The organism is Listeria booriae (assembly GCF_000766865.1).
Lineage (GTDB): Bacteria > Bacillota > Bacilli > Lactobacillales > Listeriaceae > Listeria_A > Listeria_A booriae.
On sequence record NZ_JNFA01000028.1, the window covers coordinates 21,559 to 43,721 of the forward strand.

Annotated in this window: 18 protein-coding genes; 15 read left to right on the plus strand and 3 right to left on the minus strand. The window is 45.1% G+C overall.

Translation table 11 applies throughout. The annotated features are described in order from the left end of the window. Positions 1 to 351: 351 nt before the first annotated feature. From EP57_RS12740 to EP57_RS12765, 6 genes are all read left to right on the plus strand, one after another. Positions 352 to 1,269 carry a diacylglycerol kinase gene (locus EP57_RS12740; protein ID WP_036087295.1) on the plus strand — a complete coding sequence of 306 codons (918 nt, stop codon included), beginning with the start codon at positions 352 to 354 and terminating at the stop codon, positions 1,267 to 1,269. Positions 1,270 to 1,648: 379 nt separating this feature from the next. After that, positions 1,649 to 2,503 (plus strand): class II fructose-1,6-bisphosphate aldolase, encoded by an 855-nt coding sequence (gene fba, locus EP57_RS12745; RefSeq protein WP_036087296.1) that lies wholly within the window; start codon positions 1,649 to 1,651, stop codon positions 2,501 to 2,503. A 709-nt stretch (positions 2,504 to 3,212) separates the two neighbouring features. Continuing rightward, positions 3,213 to 4,484, plus strand: a complete 1,272-nt coding sequence (locus EP57_RS12750) for a UDP-N-acetylglucosamine 1-carboxyvinyltransferase (protein WP_036087297.1) — start codon at positions 3,213 to 3,215, stop codon at positions 4,482 to 4,484. A 108-nt stretch (positions 4,485 to 4,592) separates the two neighbouring features. Continuing rightward, positions 4,593 to 5,864, plus strand: a complete 1,272-nt coding sequence (rho, locus tag EP57_RS12755; protein ID WP_036087299.1) for a transcription termination factor Rho — start codon at positions 4,593 to 4,595, stop codon at positions 5,862 to 5,864. A gap of 102 nt (positions 5,865 to 5,966) precedes the next feature. Continuing rightward, positions 5,967 to 6,212, plus strand: coding sequence for a type B 50S ribosomal protein L31 (locus EP57_RS12760; protein WP_036065627.1), 246 nt, complete (start codon positions 5,967 to 5,969; stop codon positions 6,210 to 6,212). 117 nt (positions 6,213 to 6,329) lie between these two features. Beyond that, positions 6,330 to 7,022 (plus strand): N-acetylmannosamine-6-phosphate 2-epimerase, encoded by a 693-nt coding sequence (locus tag EP57_RS12765; RefSeq protein ID WP_036087301.1) that lies wholly within the window; start codon positions 6,330 to 6,332, stop codon positions 7,020 to 7,022. 113 nt (positions 7,023 to 7,135) lie between these two features. Here EP57_RS12765 and EP57_RS16580 read toward each other — a convergent pair whose 3' ends face one another. Beyond that, the gene (locus EP57_RS16580; RefSeq protein WP_052167691.1) at positions 7,136 to 10,507 is read right to left on the minus strand and encodes an immunoglobulin-like domain-containing protein; all 3,372 of its coding nucleotides are present in this window, start codon (positions 10,505 to 10,507) and stop codon (positions 7,136 to 7,138) included. Between the two features lie 326 nt (positions 10,508 to 10,833). Between EP57_RS16580 and gorA the strand changes: the two genes are divergently transcribed. Then, complete coding sequence (gorA, locus tag EP57_RS12775; protein WP_036087302.1) at positions 10,834 to 12,186, plus strand: glutathione-disulfide reductase; 1,353 nt, start codon at positions 10,834 to 10,836, stop codon at positions 12,184 to 12,186. Positions 12,187 to 12,209: 23 nt separating this feature from the next. Here gorA and EP57_RS12780 read toward each other — a convergent pair whose 3' ends face one another. Further along, complete coding sequence (locus EP57_RS12780) at positions 12,210 to 13,583, minus strand: MATE family efflux transporter (protein ID WP_036087303.1); 1,374 nt, start codon at positions 13,581 to 13,583, stop codon at positions 12,210 to 12,212. Positions 13,584 to 13,598: 15 nt separating this feature from the next. Further along, complete coding sequence (locus EP57_RS12785) at positions 13,599 to 14,030, minus strand: MarR family winged helix-turn-helix transcriptional regulator (protein ID WP_036087304.1); 432 nt, start codon at positions 14,028 to 14,030, stop codon at positions 13,599 to 13,601. 227 nt (positions 14,031 to 14,257) lie between these two features. Between EP57_RS12785 and EP57_RS12790 the strand changes: the two genes are divergently transcribed. The 8 genes from EP57_RS12790 to EP57_RS12825 all read left to right on the plus strand — a co-directional run bounded on the left by EP57_RS12790 (position 14,258) and on the right by EP57_RS12825 (position 21,873). Then, positions 14,258 to 15,544: a homoserine dehydrogenase gene (locus EP57_RS12790; protein ID WP_036087305.1), complete on the plus strand. Its 1,287-nt coding sequence runs from the start codon at positions 14,258 to 14,260 to the stop codon at positions 15,542 to 15,544. Positions 15,545 to 15,547: 3 nt separating this feature from the next. Further along, complete coding sequence (gene thrC / locus EP57_RS12795; protein ID WP_036087306.1) at positions 15,548 to 16,606, plus strand: threonine synthase; 1,059 nt, start codon at positions 15,548 to 15,550, stop codon at positions 16,604 to 16,606. Beyond that, a complete protein-coding gene (gene thrB, locus EP57_RS12800) occupies positions 16,606 to 17,472 on the plus strand; it encodes a homoserine kinase (RefSeq protein ID WP_077916873.1) in 867 nt (288 codons plus the stop codon). Before thrC ends, thrB begins: the two co-directional genes overlap by 1 nt. 121 nt (positions 17,473 to 17,593) lie before the next feature. Beyond that, the gene (locus EP57_RS12805; protein ID WP_036087308.1) at positions 17,594 to 18,166 is read left to right on the plus strand and encodes a thymidine kinase; all 573 of its coding nucleotides are present in this window, start codon (positions 17,594 to 17,596) and stop codon (positions 18,164 to 18,166) included. A gap of 20 nt (positions 18,167 to 18,186) precedes the next feature. After that, complete coding sequence (gene prfA, locus EP57_RS12810) at positions 18,187 to 19,263, plus strand: peptide chain release factor 1 (RefSeq protein ID WP_036087309.1); 1,077 nt, start codon at positions 18,187 to 18,189, stop codon at positions 19,261 to 19,263. 1 nt (position 19,264) lies between these two features. Further along, the gene (prmC, locus tag EP57_RS12815) at positions 19,265 to 20,119 is read left to right on the plus strand and encodes a peptide chain release factor N(5)-glutamine methyltransferase (RefSeq protein ID WP_036087310.1); all 855 of its coding nucleotides are present in this window, start codon (positions 19,265 to 19,267) and stop codon (positions 20,117 to 20,119) included. A gap of 303 nt (positions 20,120 to 20,422) precedes the next feature. Continuing rightward, positions 20,423 to 21,469: an L-threonylcarbamoyladenylate synthase gene (locus EP57_RS12820; protein ID WP_036087311.1), complete on the plus strand. Its 1,047-nt coding sequence runs from the start codon at positions 20,423 to 20,425 to the stop codon at positions 21,467 to 21,469. Positions 21,470 to 21,471: 2 nt separating this feature from the next. Further along, positions 21,472 to 21,873, plus strand: a complete 402-nt coding sequence (locus EP57_RS12825; RefSeq protein ID WP_036087312.1) for a low molecular weight protein arginine phosphatase — start codon at positions 21,472 to 21,474, stop codon at positions 21,871 to 21,873. Positions 21,874 to 22,163 lie beyond the last annotated feature (290 nt).

Sequence of the window (22,163 nt, forward strand, 5' to 3'; positions counted from 1 at the left end):
AACTGCGCCCGTTTTAACTAGGTTGTAAAATAGCTTACCTTCCATTATGGAGAAAATGGAGAATAGAGTCAATAGAGTTTCCCTTTCTTGATAACGGTTACAAGAGCGATTTTCGAAAAAAACCATAGCAATACCAGTTGTTTTAAGCCTTAACATATGAAATTTGACAATTTACCTACAATTTAATGTCGAAATAACGACAGAAAATAGAGAAAGCAAACGTTTTCTGCAATATTTTAGTACCTTTTTGTAGAAAAAATAAAAAACGATAGCTTTGAGCCTCCCAATTTGACAAAAAGTACGTAAAATAAGACACTAAAATTATCACTGCATGAGAAAAGGGGAATTCTGTTGTTAAAGCGAATGTTAATTATTTATAACCCGGTGGCTGGACAGCGCAAGTTTCAAAAGCTAATGCCGGTAGCAGAACAAATATTGGGAGATGCGGGCTATGATGTGACGCTAATTCCAACGACGGAAGAAGCAAAAAGCGCAACAAAAATTGCAAAACAAGGTGCAAAAGACGGTTTTGAAGTCATCGTTGCTGCAGGCGGCGATGGTACGGTGAATGATGTTGTGAACGGTCTAATGCAAGTCGCGACACCACCAATTTTCGGCGTATTGCCAGTTGGCACGACAAACGATTTCGCGCGAGCACTTCAAATGGCGAAAGATCCGATTGACGCACTAAACATAATGGCAGCGCGAAACACAGTTGCTGTTGATGTCGGCAAAGCAAACAATGATTACTTTATAAACAACGCGGCAGGTGGAAAAATCACCGAAATCACCTACGCAGTCAAAGAATCGTTGAAAAATAAAATAGGACGACTGGCGTATTTATTCAGCGGCATTTCAATGCTCCCGAAACTAGCGCCTAAAAAAGTGACGGTAACGCATGATGAGGGCGTTTTTGAAGGTGAAATTTTGCTACTATTCGGCTCTTTAACAAACAGTGTCGGCGGTATGGAACAATTATGTCCACCAGCGGTTTTCAATGATGGCAAAATGGATTTACTACTACTAAAAAAAGTCTCACCAGCCAAGCTATTGAAACTGCTTGCTTCTATAAAATCAGGCGCACACTTAGAAAGCGAAGATGTCGTCTACGTACGTACGAAAAAAGTGCAAATAACCTGCAAAACCAGCCTGAATATTAGCTACGACGGCGTATACGGCGGCGAAACACCATACGAACTAGAAGTGTTACCCGAAAAATTACAAGTTTTAGCAGATGCAAAACGAATCCAACATCGTTTGCACAATTAAAACGATTACATCAAAAATATCGACCTTCACTATGGTAAAATGCTCACAAATCTGGTATCATAGCTGTGTTAGGAAAAATAGTTTCCCTATTTTTCACAGCAGAAAATCAAATTTTGTAAAAGTTAGGACATAGCTCGAGTCAAGCCAAACCCGCCCAGCCTGTTTAAGAATTTTTTAGAAATGGGTAGGACGTACATATGGCTTTACACAAATCGAGCGAAAGCGTTTGTATTCCACCATTTCGGTGGAAGCCGGAAGCGGAGCATACTTGTGTATGTGAGAACCGGAAGTCCGCCGAAATGGTGGAATGCGAACGCTTGCCGCCGATTTACTCGGCGTATGATCTACACTTTTATATTCCTGAGGAGGAAATTGTATTATGCCTATCGTTAGTATGACTGAAATGTTGAAAAAAGCGTTAGCTGGTAAATATGCCGTAGGACAATTCAACATCAACAACCTTGAATGGACTCGTGCTATTTTAGAAGCTGCGGAACAAGAAAAATCTCCTGTAATCCTTGGTGTTTCTGAAGGAGCTGCCAAATACATGGGCGGATTTACAACAGTAGTTAAAATGACTGAAGGACTTATGCATGACCTAAAAATCACTGTACCAGTTGCAATTCACTTGGATCACGGTTCATCTTTTGATTCTTGTAAAGCTGCAATTGACGCAGGATTCTCTTCTGTTATGATTGATGGTTCTCATCACCCAATCGATGAAAACGTTGAAATGACTAAAAAAGTTGTTGACTACGCGCATCCAAAAGGTGTTTCTGTTGAAGCAGAAGTTGGAACTGTTGGTGGCGAAGAAGACGGCGTAACAGGCGGAATCAACTATGCTGATCCTGCTGAATGTCTACGTGTTGTTAAAGAAGCTAACATTGATGCACTTGCTGCAGCATTAGGTTCTGTACACGGACCTTACCACGGTGAGCCAGTACTTGGTTTTGACGAAATGAAAGAAATCTCTGAGTTAACTGGAGCTCCTCTAGTATTACACGGCGGTTCTGGAATTCCTGAACACCAAATCAAAAAAGCAATCCAATTAGGTCACAGCAAAATCAACGTAAACACAGAGTGCCAAATCGTTTGGACAGCTGCTGTTCGCGAAAAATTAGCTACAGACGACAAAGTTTACGATCCACGTAAAGTTATCGGACCTGGTCAAGCTGCAATTGTTAAAACAGTTGTTGCTAAGATCCAAGAATTTGGTTCTAACGGCAAAGCATAATAATACCTATTTTTATAAGGACAACGAGCCGGGAGTTTGGGCTCGTTGTTTTTGTTGGGGGCCTTATGAAGCGTATTTTGCTGAATTAGGCCCCCAATATGCATGTGAGCAAAGCGAGGATGTAATCCACCAGTGGGCTTTACAGAATCTGATGTTTTAGGCCTGAGTGGGAAGGAGCCTCGAGTTCCAATTTTTTGTTTTTATACATATGCTGTGTTGTGCTTGGGGAACTCTTAATCATGGCTAACGGGGTGGAGATGTTATAAAAAATTTTGAATAGAATTTGGCGTTACACAATGTAAGGCATCTGACATAGCGCCTCCGATCCAGCCTCAAGAGCCAGCTCTTCGGAAACTTCACGCCCTCCGAAAAAGTCAAAAGAGGACTTTTCCTGCGGCCGCTCCAGTTTCTGTCAGAGCTAAACGGTGGTGGTTTGGAGGTGTCACAAAATTTTTTGAATAAAATTTGGCGTTACGCAATGTAAGGCGTCTGACATAGCGTCTCCGATCCAGCCTCAGAAGCCAGCTCCTCGAAGTTTTCACGCCCTCCGAAAAAATCAAAAGAGGATTTTTCCTGCGGCCGCTCCAAACTTTTTCGGAGCTAACGGGCTTCTTCGGCTTTTCAATTTGCAAATTTCCTCTTTATCATGGATAATTAACAACAAGTGAAATCTTTTTACAAAGAGACAGATCAAGAAAGAAGGAACGGCATGGTTGAGAAATTAGTAATTAAAGGTGGAAAAGAGTTATCAGGGACGTTGCGTGTTGACGGGGCGAAAAATAGTGCAGTGGCGCTTATTCCTGCTACGATTCTCGCTGATTCTGACGTTACAATTGAAGGTTTGCCAGATATTTCGGATGTACACACGCTATACGCGATTTTAGAAGAGCTTGGTGGGAAGGTTCACGCGAATCCTGATGCGGTGACGATTGATCCTTCGAACTTAGTGGATATGCCATTACCAAATGGAAATGTGAAAAAACTGCGTGCTTCTTATTATTTGATGGGCGCGATGCTTGGTCGTTTTAAAAAGGCCGTTATTGGACTTCCTGGTGGTTGTTATTTAGGACCTCGGCCAATTGATCAGCATATTAAGGGTTTCGAGGCGCTCGGTGCTACGGTGACGAACGAACAAGGTGCGATTTATTTGCGTGCGGATGAACTAAAAGGTGCGCGTATTTATCTTGACGTGGTCAGTGTTGGTGCGACGATTAACATTATGCTTGCTGCTGTGAAGGCGAAAGGCCAAACGGTTATTGAAAATGCCGCAAAAGAACCAGAGATTATCGATGTCGCAACGCTTCTTTCAAGTATGGGTGCAAAAATCAAAGGCGCTGGAACAGATACAATTCGTATTGATGGTGTCGAGCAGCTTCACGGTTGTCGCCACACAATTATTCCAGACCGCATTGAAGCCGGCACATTCATGATTTTAGCTGCAGCTGCAGGTTCAGGTATTAAAGTCGAGAATATTATTCCAGCCCATATGGAAGCCGTAAAAGCGAAACTGGTTGAAGCAGGTGTGGATATTAAAATGGATGAAGACTCCGCCTATATTGGCAAAAGTCCAGCCCTCAAAAAAGTAGATATCAAAACATACGCCTATCCAGGTTTTCCAACGGATCTGCAACAGCCGATGACAACATTACTCGCTGGTGCAACAGGAAGTAGCGTCGTGACGGATACGATTTATCCAAGTCGTTTTAAACATATCGATGAACTAAAACGCATGGGTGGGAAGTTTAAATTACAAAGCCGTGCAGCGATTGTTACTGGTCCAACGCAACTCATTGGCGCTACCGTAACGGCCTCTGATCTTCGCGCTGGGGCATCGCTTGTCATTGCGGGTCTTGCCGCGGATGGCGTTACCGAGATTCATGGTGTCGAACATATTGAACGTGGCTACGGCCGCATTATCGAGAAATTAGAAGGTATTGGCGCCGACATCTGCAAAGTAACACACGTAGAAGAAGTCGTCTAATTTATAGGCTCCGCCGAACATCCAAGCCGTTTTGCGGAGCTTCCTAGTTTTGCCCCTCAGTCCTCTCCTAAATCCTCACTACAAAAATCCAAAAAGGTGGTCAATTATATGCCAGATATATCTATATCCTATCTTGAAAAGTTAACAATCAAAGAAATTTATGCGCTTGCAAAAGAACATAAAATCCCGTATTACAGCAAACTAACAAAGCGAGAACTGAGCTTCGCGTTACTAAAAGCGAGTGCTGAAAAACAAGGCTTCTTTTTCATGGAAGGAGTTCTGGATATCATTGCCTCAGAAGGATTTGGTTTCCTTCGCCCCATCAATTATTCCGCGAGTTCTGAAGATATCTACATATCGGCCTCTCAAATCAGACGTTTCGACTTAAGAACTGGGGACAAAGTGTCTGGAAAAGTCCGCCCGCCAAAAGAAAATGAACGTTATTTCGGCTTGCTTCATGTGGAAGCAGTAAACGGTGAGAACCCAGAAGTTGCGAAAGAACGTGTGCATTTCCCTGGCTTGACGCCACTTTATCCAGATCGCCAAATTCATATGGAAATTGGTCAAAACCCGCTTTCCACGCGTATGATTGACATGATTGCGCCGATTGGTTTTGGTCAGCGTGGACTTATCGTTGCTCCGCCAAAAGCAGGGAAGACCATTTTGCTAAAAGAAATTGCTAATGCGATTACGGCAAACAGTCCGGAGGCAGAACTCATTGTTCTTTTGATTGATGAAAGACCAGAAGAAGTAACAGATATTGAGCGTTCTGTGAAGGCAGAGGTCGTTAGTTCGACGTTTGATGAAGTTCCGGAGAATCATATTAAGGTTGCTGAATTAGTCTTAGAACGGGCGATGCGGCTTGTAGAACAGAAGCGTGATGTTATTATTTTGATGGATAGTATTACGCGTTTGGCTCGTGCTTATAATCTTGTTATCCCGCCGAGTGGCCGTACGCTTTCAGGTGGTATTGACCCAGCCGCTTTCCACCGGCCGAAACGCTTTTTTGGAGCTGCGAGAAACATTGAAGAAGGCGGTAGCTTGACGATTCTGGCGACAGCGCTTGTAGACACAGGTTCGCGTATGGACGACGTGATTTATGAAGAATTTAAAGGAACGGGAAACATGGAGCTACATCTCGATCGCGCACTTGCCGAACGCCGCGTTTTCCCAGCCATCGATATCCGCCGTTCAGGAACCCGAAAAGAAGAGCTTTTACTACCAAAAGACAAGCTTGAGCACCTTTGGAAAATCCGCAAAGTGATGCCGATTCAAGGCGACGCACTGGACATTTCCGAACGCTTCATCCGCTATTTGAAAAAGACGAAAACGAACGATGAATTTTTCGAGGTCATTCAAACCGAAATGTTTAAAAAATAAGCCTTGCTAAAAATGAAAAGCATTGTTATAATAAATTTACTGTGTGCAATTGTGCAGAAATTACTCTGTTTCAGATGATTCAGGGCGAAGGAGTTGAAAACAATGAAAGCTGGAATTCACCCGGAATACCGTCAAGTGGTATTTCTTGATACTAGTACAGATTTCAAGTTTCTTTCTGGTTCTACTAAGGGCTCTAACGAAACTATTCAATGGGAAGACGGCAACGAGTATCCGTTACTACGTGTCGAAATCAGTTCTGATTCACACCCATTCTATACTGGTAAACAAAAACATGCGACTGCCGACGGACGTGTCGACCGTTTCAACAAAAAATATGGTATCAAATAAAAAGACAGGGTTTCCCATTGGGAGATCCTCTTTTTTTGATTCCGTGAGAAAATAATTTTCTTGTGTTATAGTTTACTTGAAAACGGATACTTTTTATTTTTGGAGGGGGAGAAAAAGATGGCAAATTCATTCCTAGAAAAGGTGCGCGGCAAACTCATTGTTTCGTGCCAAGCATTACCGGAAGAACCTTTACATAGTTCTTTCATCATGTCCAAAATGGCGATAGCGGCCGTTGAAGGAGGCGCTGCGGGTATAAGATCTAATTCTGTAGCGGACATTCAAGCGATACGAGAAGTCGTCTCGGTCCCAGTTATCGGGATTATCAAAGAGGTCTACCCCGATTCACCAGTTTTTATTACACCCACGATAAAAGAAGTCATTGCCGCCTGTGAAACCGGGGTCGAAGTTGTTGCAATGGACGGCACAAATCGCAAACGTCCGAATGGAGAAGACTTAGCCACAATTTTGCAACAAGCTAAAAGCAAGTTTCCCGACACACTATTTATGGCAGACATAGCAACCGTTGAAGAAGCCGCGATGGCAGAACAGCTCGGCTTTGATATCGTCGCCACGACATTGCATGGCTACACAGAACAAACAAAAGGCCACAATATCGCCGAAGCCAATTTTCAGTTTCTAAAAGAAGTATTACAAGTTACAGCGCTTCCAGTTATCGTCGAAGGGAAAATCGATACACCAGAAAAAGCAAGGACAGCCCTAGAACTTGGCGGAACTTCCGTTGTTGTCGGTGGCGCAATCACTCGTCCACAGGAAATAACAGCGCGCTTTATATCAAAACTAAATTCATGAATCTGGAAATCGGGCTACAGAGTTCATACGAGACAGTGCTAGGCGTATCAAAAAATACCAGCTGATACCATGTTTCCATAAACGGAAATGTGTTATCAGCTGGTATTGTTATATTATTTCTTTCTGCGTAAGAATAGAGCGCCTAGCATGGCTAGTAAACCGCCTATTGTAATAACTTGGGCTGTGTTGTCTGTGTCACCTGTTTTTGGTAGTTCTCGTACTGGATCTGGCGCGCTGACGCTAGAAACGATAGGATCAGCCATTTGTACAGGTGCTGGTGTCACATGCATTGGTGTCTCTGGATCAGCTGGAATGACTGGATCGACAGGTTGGGCACCAACGAGAACCGTGATGGTGATTTGTGTTTCATTGCCATCAGCGTCTGTCACGCTATACGTCACGTGGTAAATGCCTGCTTGTAGTGGATTCACATCATTGGAAATGATCTTGATGCTGCCTGTCAAATCGCCATCTTCTAAGTCTTCTGCTGTCACGCCTGCCATTGGATCAAAGGCTTGACCGTAAGCGAGTGTTTGGTCTGTGGCGCGGATGACTGGTTTTTCGTTCGTTAGGACCGTTACGCTGTACGTTGCTTCCGTTGTGTTGCCGTCGGAATCCGTTACGCTGTATGTGACATGGTATACGCCAGCCACATCTGGATTCACGTCATTCGCTGTAATTTCGATGGTGCTTGTGATATCGCCGTCTTCGGTGTCACTTGCAGTTACGCCAGCCATTGGGTCGAAGGCTTTGCCTGCTTTGAACGTGACATCTTGCCCGTGAATCACAGGCGCGTCGTTGCTTAGAATGGTTACTGTGATGTTTTTTTCTGTTTCGTTGCCATCGGAATCTAAGACACTGTATGTCACGTGGTATTCGCCTGGCACATCGATGTTAATGTCGTTTGCGATGATTTTGATGTTTGCTGTTAAGTCGCCATCTTCTAAGTCACTTGCCGTCACGCCAGCCATGGGGTCCACGCTACGGTGGGCTTTTTGTGTGATATCTGCGGCTGTGATGACTGGTTTTTCGTTCGTTAAAACGGTAATGGTTACTGTTTTCGTCGTTGTGTTGTCATCCGAATCTGTCACGCTGTATGTCACGTGGTACGTGCCTGCTTGGTTGGCATCGACATCGTTCGCTGTGACGGTCACGTTGGCCGTGATATCGCCATCTTCCGTGTCACTTGCAGACATGCCAGCTAATGGGTCGAAGCTAGCACCTGCTTTGAATGTTTGGTCGCTTGCGTGAATAACGGGTTTGTCATTCGTGCGCACATAGACGTGGCGTGTGATTTTTGTTGTGTTGTTATCGGAATCTGTCACGCTGTATTCTACGGCATACGTGCCAGGTTGCGTCATGTCGACGTCGCTACTTTCGATATCAATTCGGTCTGTCAAATCGCCATCTTCCGTATCGCTTGCCGTAATGCCTGCGTACGGGTTGAATTTGTCGCCGACTTTCAAGTAGACGTCGCTGGTCGTGAAGGTTGGTGCGTCGTTGCTTGTGATGGTTACCGTAATCGTTTTCGTCGTCGTGTTGCCGTCGGAATCCGTCACGCTGTAAGTCACGTGGTACGTGCCCACGGTATTCGTGTCGACATCGTTCGCCGTTACCGTAATGCCACCCGTCACGTCACCATCTTCCAAATCACTCGCGCTCACGCCTGCCATCACATCAAAGGCTTTGCCTTTTTTGATCGTTTGGTCGCTAGCTACAATGACTGGTGCATCATTACTTGTCACCGTCACGGTAATCGTTTTCGTTGTTGTATTGCCGTCGGAATCCGTCACGCTATACGTCACATGATACGTGCCAACCGCAGAAGTATCCACATCATTTGCCGTCACGGTCACTTTATCCGTCACATTGCCATCTTCCGTATCGCTCGCCGATACACCGGCCATCGGATCAAAGCTACCGCCTTTTTTCAATGTTTTATCCGATGCCGTAATGACTGGCGCATCATTACTTGTCACCGTCACGGTAATCGTCTTCGTTGTTGTATTGCCATCGGAATCGGTCACGCTATACGTCACATGGTACGTCCCAACCGCAGAAGTATCCACATCATTCGCCGTCACGGTCACTTTATCCGTCACATTGCCATCTTCCGTATCGCTTGCCGATACACCGGCCATCGGATCAAAGCTCGCGCCTTTTTTCAACGTCTTGTCTGCCGCCGTAATCACCGGCGCATTATTACTCGATACCGTCACGGTAATCGTTTTCGTCGTTGTATTCCCGTCAGAATCCGTCACACTATACGTCACATGATACGTTCCCTCAACAGAAGTATCCACGTCATTTGCCGTTACGCTAATACTACTAGTTAAATTCCCGTCCTCCACATCGCTCGCCGTCACGCCAGCCATCGGATCAAAGCTTCCACCTTTTTTCACGCTTGTATCATCTGCTGCAATCACAGGTGCAGTATTGCTTGTTACGGCAATGTTAGCGCCAGTTGAATTAGCCGTATAGGTAGCATCAGTGAATCCTAAATCATGATATTCTAGAGACGTGCTGATATGTGCGGCATTTGTTTCCGTTAATCCCTCAACTCCGATTCCAACAGTTGTCGTTGCACCATCAGCGATTTGGTTTACATGTACGCTTAATGTATGCGTTGCGTCGTTATAAGTCACATCTGATGTAGTTGTGCCGTTAATTGTAACCGAGGAAGGGACATATTTTAACGTTGCAGGCAATGGAATCTCCAAATTGATATCTCCAGCTTGCATACCACCATTGTTCGCAATGTTGACATTATACTTAGCCTGCTTGCCTTTAGGTGTAGAAGCTTTATCATAAGAATCTGTTACTACAAGATTTGACGGGGAAGAGAAGACGATGTTGTCTAAATAGTTCCCACGTGTTAAATCTCCATCAGCCGTAGAGATAGCTTGGAATTCAAAGCGAGTCACTGTTTGACCTTCAGGGATTGTGTATGTGCCCTGATATTCTTTCCAAGCCGTACCATCTGAAGCCATTGTCGCCATTAATTGTAACGATTGGTTGGGAGCCCCAAAACGAACCTCTGCTGTATCAACACCGTCACGACCACGATGTGATACTTTCCAGCGAATTTTTGTTCCTGGTGTTGTTTCTATATCTTGATAGAGTGCTGAGTTCATATTGGCATTTAATTCTGCCCATTGCTCTCCATCAGCAGCATCCATTTTCCAGAAATCGTTGTAGTTTCGTTGAAGCTCGATTGTATTATCCGTTGCGGTTGTTTTCCATCCTGGAACTTCAGATGCATCAAACATTGCATTTGAACGCGAGATTTGTGGCTCTTCAAAACTCCCATTCACCAACTTAATTGGTGATTCTACTTCGCTTTTTAGCGCGTTATTTTTTAATTTTGTCTCGGCTTTCGTTGCGTAACTTGCTGGATTTACTTGCTCAGCTGCGTATGAAGGCACAGATGCACCAGCTAGCACAACAAGTGCAGTAGATACAGCCCCGATTTTTTTGATTAACATGTGATACTCCCTTTCATTAATAAACTTAATATTCTGATAAATTTTTAGGATACAAAATTATTGTTGCTTCATTGATGTGATGAAACTCCTCCCTACTCTTACGTATTTCTCATTTTTACTTACTATAAAAGTGTATCATATGGTGATTTCATTTGAATACGGCTCCCATCCACATAATTGTTATTATTTCTCTCCTTTGTGTGAACTTTTAATGAACATTCTATATGAACGCAAAAACACCAACTTCACAAACCAAACATTTTTATTTAGGCGGGGGTTGCGTTAGAATTGAGGGTAGAGAAGTACTGACTTTAGGAGGTTATCGAATGGTGGAACATTATGATTATATAGCGATTGGTGGCGGAAGTGGCGGGATTTCTTCGGTGAATCGGGCGGCAAGTTATGGGATGAAATGTGCGCTTGTAGAGCCGAAACATCTCGGCGGGACTTGTGTGAACGTTGGTTGTGTACCGAAAAAAGTCATGTGGTATGGTGCTCAAATTTCGGAGGCGATGCATAAGTATGCGCCGGATTATGGGTTTGAAGTGAAGCAGGAACGTTTTGATTTTGCGAAGTTGGTGGAGAATCGGGAGGCTTATATTGAGCGGATTCATGGTTCTTATCAGCGCGGATTGGATAGTAATAAGGTCGATATTTTGAAAGGGTACGCGTCGTTTGTGGATGAACATACGATTGAAGTGAATGGGACGCGGTATTCGGCGGATCATATCTTGATTGCGACTGGTGGAAAACCGGCTTGGCCTGATGTTCCTGGTGCGGAATACGGGATTGATTCGAATGGATTCTTTGCTTTGACGGAGTTGCCGAAACGTGTGGCTGTTGTTGGTGCGGGATATATTGCGGTGGAGCTGGCCGGTGTTTTGCAAGGACTTGGTGCACAGACGCATTTGTTTGTGCGAAAGCATGCGCCGCTTCGGAATTTCGATCCGCTACTTGTGGAAACGCTGGTGGAAGTGATGCAGGAGCAGGGGCCGACGTTGCATACGGGAGCTGTGCCTAAGGAAGTGACTAAAAATGAGGACGGTTCGGTGACGCTTCATTTGGAGGATGGTCGTTCGGAGACGGTGGACACGCTGATTTGGGCGATTGGTAGAAAGCCTGAGACGGAGAGCTTGAATTTGGCGGCGACAGCGGTAGATCTTGATGCGAAAGGCTATATCAAGGTGGATAAATACCAAAACACGACGGTTCCAGGCATTTATGCTGTTGGGGATATTACGGGGCATATTGAGTTGACGCCAGTTGCGATTGCCGCGGGACGTCGTTTGTCAGAACGGTTATTCAATGGAAAACTGGATGAGCATCTGGATTATGACTTGATTCCGACGGTTGTATTTAGCCATCCAGCGATTGGGACGGTTGGTTTGACGGAGCCGCAAGCGATTGAGAAATACGGGGAAACGCAAGTCAAAGTTTATACGTCTTCTTTTACGTCTATGTACACTGCGATCACAGCGCATCGCGAACCGTGCCGAATGAAGCTGGTTTGTGCTGGCGCGAATGAAAAAGTAGTCGGGCTACACGGAATCGGCACGGGAGTTGATGAGATGATTCAAGGCTTTGCCGTTGCGATGAAAATGGGCGCGACAAAGGCTGATTTTGATAACACGGTTGCGATTCATCCGACGGGAGCCGAAGAATTCGTAACGATGCGTTAACATTTAGAAAAACATGCGACTTATCATGGTGTGCTTATTTTTGCACCAGATAGGTCGGGTGTTTTTATTTTGCGTTGGAATGCTAGGAAGAATAGGAGTCCCATCACAGCGGTAATGATTTCGGTCACGGTCATGGACCAAATAACGCCATGCAAGCCGAAAGTGACATGTAAAATCAGAATCATCGGAATATATAGAACGCCTTGTGTGATAGACATAACCATCGTCGCGGTTCCTTGTCCTGCGGCTTGGAAAACGCCGATGAATAAACCGGTGAAGCCGTTGAACAATGCGGAGATTAACATGGCAATTAAGATGTAAGTGCCGACGGTAAGTACGCTTGGGTCACTGGAGAACAAGTGAATAATTGGTGTTCGGAACAAGTAGACAATGCCGACAAATAGGATAGCGATGCCGCCTATATACCACGCTGCTTGTGAAAGTCCTGCTTTGAATCGCGCATAATTTTTACTTGCAAAGTTAAAAGCGAAGAACGGGATAAGCCCGAAAAACAGCCCCATTGCTAAAAATTCTGGAATTTGGACGATGCGAAGTGCGATACCGAATCCTGCGACAACGTTGTCCCCGTAATGGATTGCGAAATTGTTTAAAAGCAGTGTGCTCACAATAAGAAACGCGGATTGGAGCAGTTCAGAGATGCCGATTTTGTAAACTTCGAGTTGGTCTTTGATGGAAATTTTGATATGTTTCAGGAAGCCTTGGAGGTGTTCGCTGCGTTTTTCTAGGAAATAGAGATAGTAGATGGCTGAGCCGAGTTGGGCTAGAATCATTGCGAGTGCTGCGCCTGCCACGTGCCAGCCGAGTCCGAGAATGAGCAGTGGGTCAAGAATAAGACTTAAGCCCGTACTGATGAAAATGCCATACATCGATTCTTTGGATGCCCCGCCAGAGCGAACTAGCTGCTCCAACGCGAAATTAAGAACAACGATAAAACCACCAGCAAAAAGGGTCATAGTGTATGCTTTTGTATAGGCGAATGTTGCTGCGTCCGCGCCCAGCAGTTGGGAAATCGGGTTGACGAAAAGCATGGCGAGAAGGGAGATAAGAATTCCGGCGATGATGCTACCGTAGAATGTGTATCCCGCGACACGACGGGCTTTTTCGGAATCTTTTTGTCCGATGAGCCGGGTAATGAAAGTTCCACCGCCGACACCAAATACGTTCCCGATAGCCATTAGAACGGTAAAAATCGGCAAGCCAAGTGTAATCGCCGAAAGCATGCTCGTGTTATGCAAAAGTCCGATAAAATAAGCGTTGATGACATTGTAAATCGTTCCGACGGACATCCCAATCATCATTGGAATGGAAAGATGGGCGATTGCTTTCTTGATTGGTGCTTCTTCTAAATAATATTGATCTGAAAATTTCTTAGACATGTGAATCCTTCTTTCTTATAGGTTATGGCTTACTTTTGTTAATAGGGCTTTTAGTTGTTCGGCTTCGGTTTTTGTGAGGCCTTTTGTGATATTGCCTTCGATTTCAGCAAAAACGTCTTGGAATTCTTCGATAAGTGCCACGCCTTTTTCGAGAACGTAGATGTTTTTCTGGCGTTCGTTGTTTTCTGGGACGACGCGTTTGATGTAGCCTTTCTTCTCGAGGCCTTGGAGCATGCTGGTGATGCTGGCACCTTTGCGGTTGAATTGGGTCGCGAGGTCTTTCTGGATGACGCCGCGGTCTTGGTTTTCGTAGATGTAGCCAATCATGCGGCCTTGTTGTCCGTTTAGTTCGATATCGGCAAGTCTGCGATCGGCGCTAAATTTTAATTTCATACCAATTTCGCGGAATAAATCGGAATAGGGGGTGTTCGTGTTTTCTGGTTTCATTTTTAATTCGACTCCTTATAGTTAGAACTCTAACTTTCGATACGTTGAGTATAATACATAGAATTCTAACTGTCAAGCATCTATGTTTTTGAAACCTGTAATTGTGTCTTTTGTGAACATTTTCGTAAACGAATATTCAGATATATCAAATAACCCTTTGCTTTATGGAATGAAATTGCGTATAATAAGCAATAATTACATTGTTTTAGAACTGAGGAGGTTGGCAAGTGGAAGCGAAATTAAAAGTTGGAATTTTAGGATTTGGAACGGTTGGTAGTGGTGTTATTCACATTTTAGAAGAGCACGCGGAGAAAATTAGTCAAATTACGGGCTACCAAGTAAGTGTCAAAAAAGTACTTGTGCGTGACTTAGAGAAAAATCGTCGGTACGAAACGAAAGGATTCAGCTTGACCACAGAGCCAACTGATATTTTAGATGACCCGGAAATTTCGGTCGTTGTCGAGGTTATGGGAAGCATTGAGCCAGCGCGGGAATATATTTTGCAGGCGCTTAAGGCTGGGAAACATGTCGTGACGGCGAATAAGGATTTGATTGCGTTACATGGTGATGAGTTGATTGCTGTGGCGCAGGCGAATAAATGTGATTTATTCTATGAGGCAAGTGTAGCCGGCGGGATTCCGATTTTGCGTACGATTGTGAACGGTCTTGCGGCGGATAAGATTCAGAAGGTTATGGGAATCGTGAATGGCACGACGAACTTTATGTTAACGAAAATGAAAACCGAGAAACGCACATACGAGGATGTTTTGAAGGAAGCGCAGGATTTGGGCTTTGCGGAGGCTGACCCGACGAGTGATGTGGACGGAATTGATGCGGCTCGCAAAATGGTCATTTTAACGCGTCTTGCTTTTGGGATGAACGTGGACTTGGCGGATGTTGATACGGTTGGTATTCGCGGGATTGCGCCGCGTGATATGGAAGTTGCGGAGCAGTTGAAATACGTGATTAAACTAGTGGGCACGGCCGAAGAGAAGAACGGTTCGGTGGCTGTAAGTGTTGGGCCAGTGTTGTTGCCGAAGTATCATCCGATGGCAGGTGTGAACAACGAGAATAATGCGGTGTTTGTAACGGGTGCTGCGGCGGGTGAGACGATGTATTACGGGCCTGGTGCAGGCGAACTTCCGACGGCGACGAGTGTTGTTAGTGACATTATTACGGTTGCTAAAAACAGCAAGTTAGGCACGAACGGGAATGCGTTCAATAGTTATCAGCATGATACAAAGCAGACGTCACCGGATGAAATTTTCTCGAAATATTATATGCGAATTGTAATGGATGATAAGACAGGGACTTTCCTTAAGTTAACGCAGATTTTTGCGGAGGCGGGTGTCGGTTTTGATAAAATTTTGCAAGAACCGCTGGACGATTATACGGCGACGGTTGTTGTTGTAACGCACGTAACGAGTAAGGCGCAGTTGGAGCAGGCGATTAGTCGTGTGGAACTGGAGCCACAGATGCAAATGCAAGCGAAATATCAAGTTGTGGAGGGATAACAAATGTACGAAGGTTTATTGAAAAGATATAAGGACTATTTACCAATTACTGAAAAAACACCGATGATTGGCTTGGCGGAAGGAAATACACCGTTAATTCCATTGCCAAACTTGTCAAAAGAGCTTGGTGTGACGTTATATGGCAAGTATGAGGGCTTGAATCCGACGGGATCGTTTAAGGATCGCGGTATGGTGATGGCGGTTGCGAAGGCGAAGGAAGAGGGCGCGGAAGCTGTTATTTGTGCGTCGACGGGAAATACGTCAGCGGCAGCAGCGGCTTATGCGACACGTGCGGGCATGAAGGCGTACGTGGTTATTCCGGACGGCAAAGTGGCGCTTGGTAAGTTGGCGCAAGCCGTGATGTATGGTGCGGATATCATTGCGATTCAAGGGAATTTCGATGAGGCATTGGACGCGGTACGTGAATTGGCGGAGACGGAAGCTGTGGCGTTAGTAAACTCGGTGAATCCGTATCGTTTGGAAGGACAGAAGACGGCTGCTTTTGAAATCTGTGAGCAACTGGGAGGCAAAGCGCCAGACGTGCTTGCGATTCCGGTTGGTAATGCGGGAAACATTTCGGCATATTGGAAAGGTTTTAAAGAATGGGACGGTAATTTTGGTGTTGGTTTACCACGCATGCACGGTTTTGAAGCGGAAGGTGCGGCGGCGATTGTGCAAGGTGCGCCAATTAAGAATCCGGAAACGATTGCGACGGCGATTCGGATTGGAAATCCTGCAAGTTGGGGCTTAGCGGAAGCGGCTCGCGATGAATCAGGCGGTTATATCCATTCGGTGACAGACGACGAGATTGTCAACGCGTATAAAAAAGTCGCAGCACAAGACGGCGTATTTATTGAACCGGGCTCGGCGGCATCGCTTGCAGGCGTGATTCAACACGTGAAAAGTGGCGCGATTAAGCAAGGCGAGACGGTCGTTTGTGTGTTTACTGGAAACGGCTTGAAAGATCCAGATACTGCGATGAGTGTGCATGAAGTTCCGATTTCGCACGTAGAAGGTGTGGACGCAATGCGTGAATACTTGCGCGGGGGCGTGACGAAATGATCCGCATCCAAGTTCCGGCTACAACAGCGAATCTTGGACCTGGTTTTGATTCGTGCGGCTTGGCGTTATCGCTTTATTTGACGCTAGATGTTTTGGAAGAAGCAACCGAGTGGCATGTTGCGCATGATTTAGGTGAGGGGATTCCGACGGATGCAACGAATGTTATCGTGGAAACCGCGCTTAGTATTGCGCCTGATTTGACGCCACATCGTTTACAAATGGCATGTGATATCCCTGCGGCGCGCGGACTTGGAAGTAGTTCTGCGGCCGTCGTTGCGGGAATTGAGCTAGCCAATGCACTGGCCAATTTGGAACTAACACCGGAACGAAAAGTGGAAATCGCAGCGGAAATTGAAGGCCATCCGGATAATGTCGCACCAGCCGTGCTCGGTAATTTTGTTGTTGGGGCGAAATTGGATGGAGAAGATTTTTACGTGCGTCATTTGTTCCCAGATTGCGCTTTATTAGCCTTTATTCCGCAAGAAGCATTGCTGACGAGCGAAAGCCGTGGCGTACTTCCGAACGAACTAGCCTATAAAGAAGCAGTCAAAGCGAGTAGCATCGCTAATGTCATGATTGCGGCACTTTTGCAAAATGATTTGGAACTCGCAGGAAAAATGATGGAACGCGATTTATGGCATGAGAATTACCGTGCAAAATTGGTGCCACATCTCGCGCCGCTTCGAGCTTTGACGAAAGAACACGGGGCGTATGCGGCTTGCCTAAGTGGGGCCGGTCCTACCATTCTTATTTTTGCACCACAAGAGAAAGCGGATGACTTGCTGAGCGTGATGAAAGATTTTGATACAACGGCAAGTGTTCTTTCTCTAAAAGTTGAAAACGATGGTTCTGTAACAACACGCTGACTCTTATGTCGGCGTGTTTTTCAGAATGAAAATAAGAAGTGCGGCTTCCTGTTGTCCATAATTGCCCGCTATGATAGAATGAAAAAGAGTTTTTAACATGTGAATGTGAGGTTATGGGAAGATGGCACAGCTTTTCTTTAGGTACGGTTCGATGAATAGCGGCAAAACAATTGAAATTTTAAAAGTAGCGCATAATTATGAGGAGCAAAATAAACCGGTTGTGATTTTTACGTCAGGGATTGATGATCGCGATCAGGTTGGCATGATTTCGAGTCGTATTGGCTTGAAACGTGAGGCGATTCCTGTGTTTTCGACGACAAATGTGTATGATGAAGTGGCGCAACTGGAGACGAAACCGTATTGCGTTTTGCTGGATGAATCGCAGTTTTTGGAGAAGAAACATATTTTGCAATTGGCGCGTATTGCCGATGAACTGAACATTCCGGTCATTGCGTACGGTCTAAAAAATGATTTTCAAAATGAGCTTTTTGAAGGCTCGAAATATTTATTATTATATGCGGACAAAATCGAAGAAATGAAGACGGTTTGCTGGTTTTGCACGAAGAAGGCGACGATGGTTCTGCGCGTTGATGAAGATGGAAAGCCGATGTATAAAGGTGACCAAATTTTGATTGGTGGAAATGATCGTTATTATCCTGTTTGCCGTAAGTGCCATGCGAATCCGTCGATATAAAACGAATGAGGTGAAAGTACATGTATGATCGATTACAGGCGGTTGAGGATCGCTATGATGAACTAAATGAGTTGCTTAGCGACCCGAACGTTGTTAGTGATGCGAAGAAATTGCGCGACTATTCGAAGGAGCAGTCGGGAATCGCGGAAACAGTAGAGGTGTATCGCCACTACAAAGAAGTGACCGGAGCGCTTGCGGACACGCGCGAAATGCTGAACGAGAAGCTAGACGATGAGATGAAAGAAATGGTCAAGGAAGAATTCAATGAACTAACGCAAGAAAAAGCCGATTTGGAAGAAAAATTGAAGCTGTTACTCGTTCCAAAAGACCCGAATGATGATAAAAACGTCATTATGGAAATTCGCGGTGCTGCTGGTGGCGATGAGGCGGCCTTATTTGCTGGCGACTTGTTCCGGATGTATTCGCGTTATGCGGAGTCTCGTGGTTGGAAAGCCGAGGTTATGGAGGCGAACGCGACGGGAATCGGTGGTTATAAGGAAATTATCGTGATGATTAACGGAAATGGCGCGTATTCTCGCTTGAAATATGAGAACGGCGCGCATCGTGTGCAACGTGTTCCTGAGACGGAATCTGGCGGGCGCATTCATACGTCGACCGCGACTGTTGCGATTTTGCCAGAAGCTGAAGATGTGGAAATCGATATTAAAGATAGCGATATTCGGACGGATACATTTGCATCAAGTGGCGCCGGTGGACAAAGTGTCAACACGACAATGTCCGCGGTTCGTTTGACGCATATGCCGACGGGAATCGTGGTTTCGATGCAAGATGAACGTTCCCAAATCAAAAACAAAGAAAAAGCAATGAAAATTTTGCGTGCCCGTATTTTTGATAAATTTGAGCGTGAAGCGCGTGAAGAATACGATACGACGCGTAAATCTGCCGTTGGGACTGGGGATCGTTCGGAGCGAATTCGGACGTATAATTATCCACAAAACCGCGTAACAGATCATCGAATTGGTCTAACGATTCAAAAACTGGATCAAATCATGGAAGGCAAGCTCGATGAAGTCATTGACGCGCTAATCATGGAAGACCAAACAAGTAAACTAGAACACATCAACGACGGTTTGTAAGATGACAATAGCCGAAGTTTTACAACAAGCAAAAGCCGTTTTAATAGAACGCGAACTCGATCAAAATATTGCCGAAATCATTTTAGAGACTCGGCTTTTTTTGACGCGTTCGCAACTGTGGACAACAATTGGGCGTGAACTAACCCCAACTGAAAAAGCCCAATTTGACGCTGATTTCGCGCGTTATCTTGCCGGCGAACCAGTGCAATACATTTTAGGCGTGGCCCCGTTTTACGGTCGTGATTTTAAAGTAACACCAAGCGTTTTAATCCCGCGTCCAGAAACCGAAGAGCTCGTCTATGCGGCAGAACAGTGGATAAAGCAGCATCCAGGCGAAGTTCAGCGTGTACTCGACGTGTGCACCGGTAGCGGCATCATCCCGATTACTTTGCAAGCCGAATTCCCAGAACTCGCGCTCACTGGCTCCGACATATCCACCGAAGCCCTCGAAGTAGCTGTGGATAACAATATTCGTCAAAAAACAAATGTCCGATTTATCCACACCGACCTTGTGAAAACATTCCTAGAAAACGGCGAAAAATTCGATATGATCTTGGCAAATCCGCCATATATCGCGGAAAAAGAACGCAGCGAAATGTCTGATTACGTCTTAAAAAATGAACCAGAACTCGCATTATTCGCGCCAAACGACGGTTTAGCTATCTACGAACGACTTATCGCCGACTTGCCTCAACTTGTGGATAAACAATTCTGGATTGGCGTTGAAATAGGTTATACACAAGGAGAAGCCGTAAAATTACTATTCGAAAAAAGTTTTCCACAGGCTAACGTGAAAATTCAACAAGACATAAATGGCAAAGATCGTATGGTAATCTGCCATAATACATTGATATAACAGCATCTCTCACGCGGAGGTGCTTTTTTATTCCCCGTGATTATCCACAGCGATGGGGATAATAGTTTGTGCAAAAAAAATTTTTTAATCAAATCTTAATAATTAAAACCCAGTTATCAACACACTTATACACATTATCCACAGGTTCACAATTAGTTATCCACATTGACAAAGTTATTATCCACAGAATGGGGATAACTTTGTGGATGAATCGCTATTTTTAAAATAATCACGAATTAAGCTGTAAAAACAACCGTAAAACCGTTAAAATAAGATTAAAGCAATGTAAAGGAGTCTTTCCTAATGAAAACAAAGATTTGGCAGATAACGAAAGAAAGCGAAATTCAAATATATTTAGAAGCTGCGAAAATGCTCCAAGCTGGAGAAACAGTGGCTTTTCCAACTGAAACTGTATATGGGATTGGTGCGGATGCTACAAATGAAGCCGCAGTAACCAAAATCTATGAAGCAAAAGGACGACCATCTGATAACCCGCTAATTGTCCACATCGCGGATCAAGCGCAAGTACACAGTTTTGTGAAGGAGATACCGCCAAATGCGAAGAAGTTGATGAAACAATTTTGGCCAGGTCCGTTGACGATTATTTTACCGCTACAAGCTAACCGATTAGCGCGCAATGTGACGGCGGGATTGGACAGTGTCGGTGTGCGTATGCCAGAGCATCCTGTTGCGCTCGGACTTTTGGCAGTGGCGGGAATTCCTGTGGCAGCGCCAAGTGCGAACCGTTCAGGCAAACCAAGTCCGACATCTGGAGAACATGTGGAAGAAGATTTGAACGGTAGAATTGCAGGCATTATTTCGGCTGGGAAAACGGGTGTTGGTTTGGAATCGACCGTTATTGACTGCACGCTAGAAGTACCGGCAATTTTACGACCAGGCGGTGTTTCTCAAGCTGAAATCGAGGCAGTGATTGGGCCGGTGATTTCCGAAGTTCAGCCGCTGGAACAGAAAGAAGCTCCGAAAGCGCCAGGCATGAAGTACACGCATTATGCTCCGAAAGCGCCAGTCGTTATTATCGAAGGTGATGCGACTTTTTTCCAACAACAAATTGATAATGCCAAAGCTCGTGGTGAAGAAGTGGGCATTTTAGTTTCGGATGAGCTAAGTAAGGACTTGGACGCGTCAACGCATAAGTTAGCGCTTGGGAGTCGTGAACATCTAGAAGAAGTTGCCTATCAGCTTTATCAACAGCTTCGTAATTTTGACCATACGAGTGTTACGATTATTTATGCCGAAGCTTTTGCGAAAGAAGGAATTGGAACAGCTATCATGAATCGTTTGGATAAGGCTGCAGGTGGCCATTATATGAGACAAAGCGAGGAAGATTAACGATGAAAATTCTATTTGTATGTACTGGAAATACGTGTCGGAGCCCCATGGCGGAAAAAATGTTGCAATGGCTCAAACCTGATTGGGAAGTGACTTCGGCAGGATTGTCAGCGCAGGCTGGTGCACCGATGTCGGTGAATTCCAAAGCGGTTTTGCAGGAGCATGGGTTGCCTACTTATCATGTGGCTAAGCGGGTCACGGCAGAGCTTGTAGAGGCGGCGGATAAGGTTTTTGTGATGACAGAACAGCATCGGCAGGCGCTTTTGAGTCAGTTTCCTAATCGGAAGACGGAGTTGTTGTCGCCGAATGGGTTTGATGTTGGGGATCCGTATGGTGGGAGTATGGCGGATTATGAGTATACGTTTGGGGAATTGGAGGAGATGATTGAGCGGAGATTCTTGTGAGTCTAAAATGTATTTTGGGCATAAGTAATTTTGCTTGAGTGGTTTTGAGAAAAAAGTTTGGTGGCTGATTTGGGAGATTTATTAGTGTTTTGTAGTCTTGTTGGGGTTTTCGAAGTGTATTGCGTCGTGTGGGGCGCCTCCGGATCCAGCTTCAAGAGCCAGCCTCTCGGAAACTTCACGCCCTCCATAAAAAGCAAGAGCGGCTTTTTATGGAGGCCGCTCCAGTTTCTGTCGAGGCTAAACGGGCTCTTTCAGCTTTTCTAATTGTGAAACCCTAAACTTTCTGAATT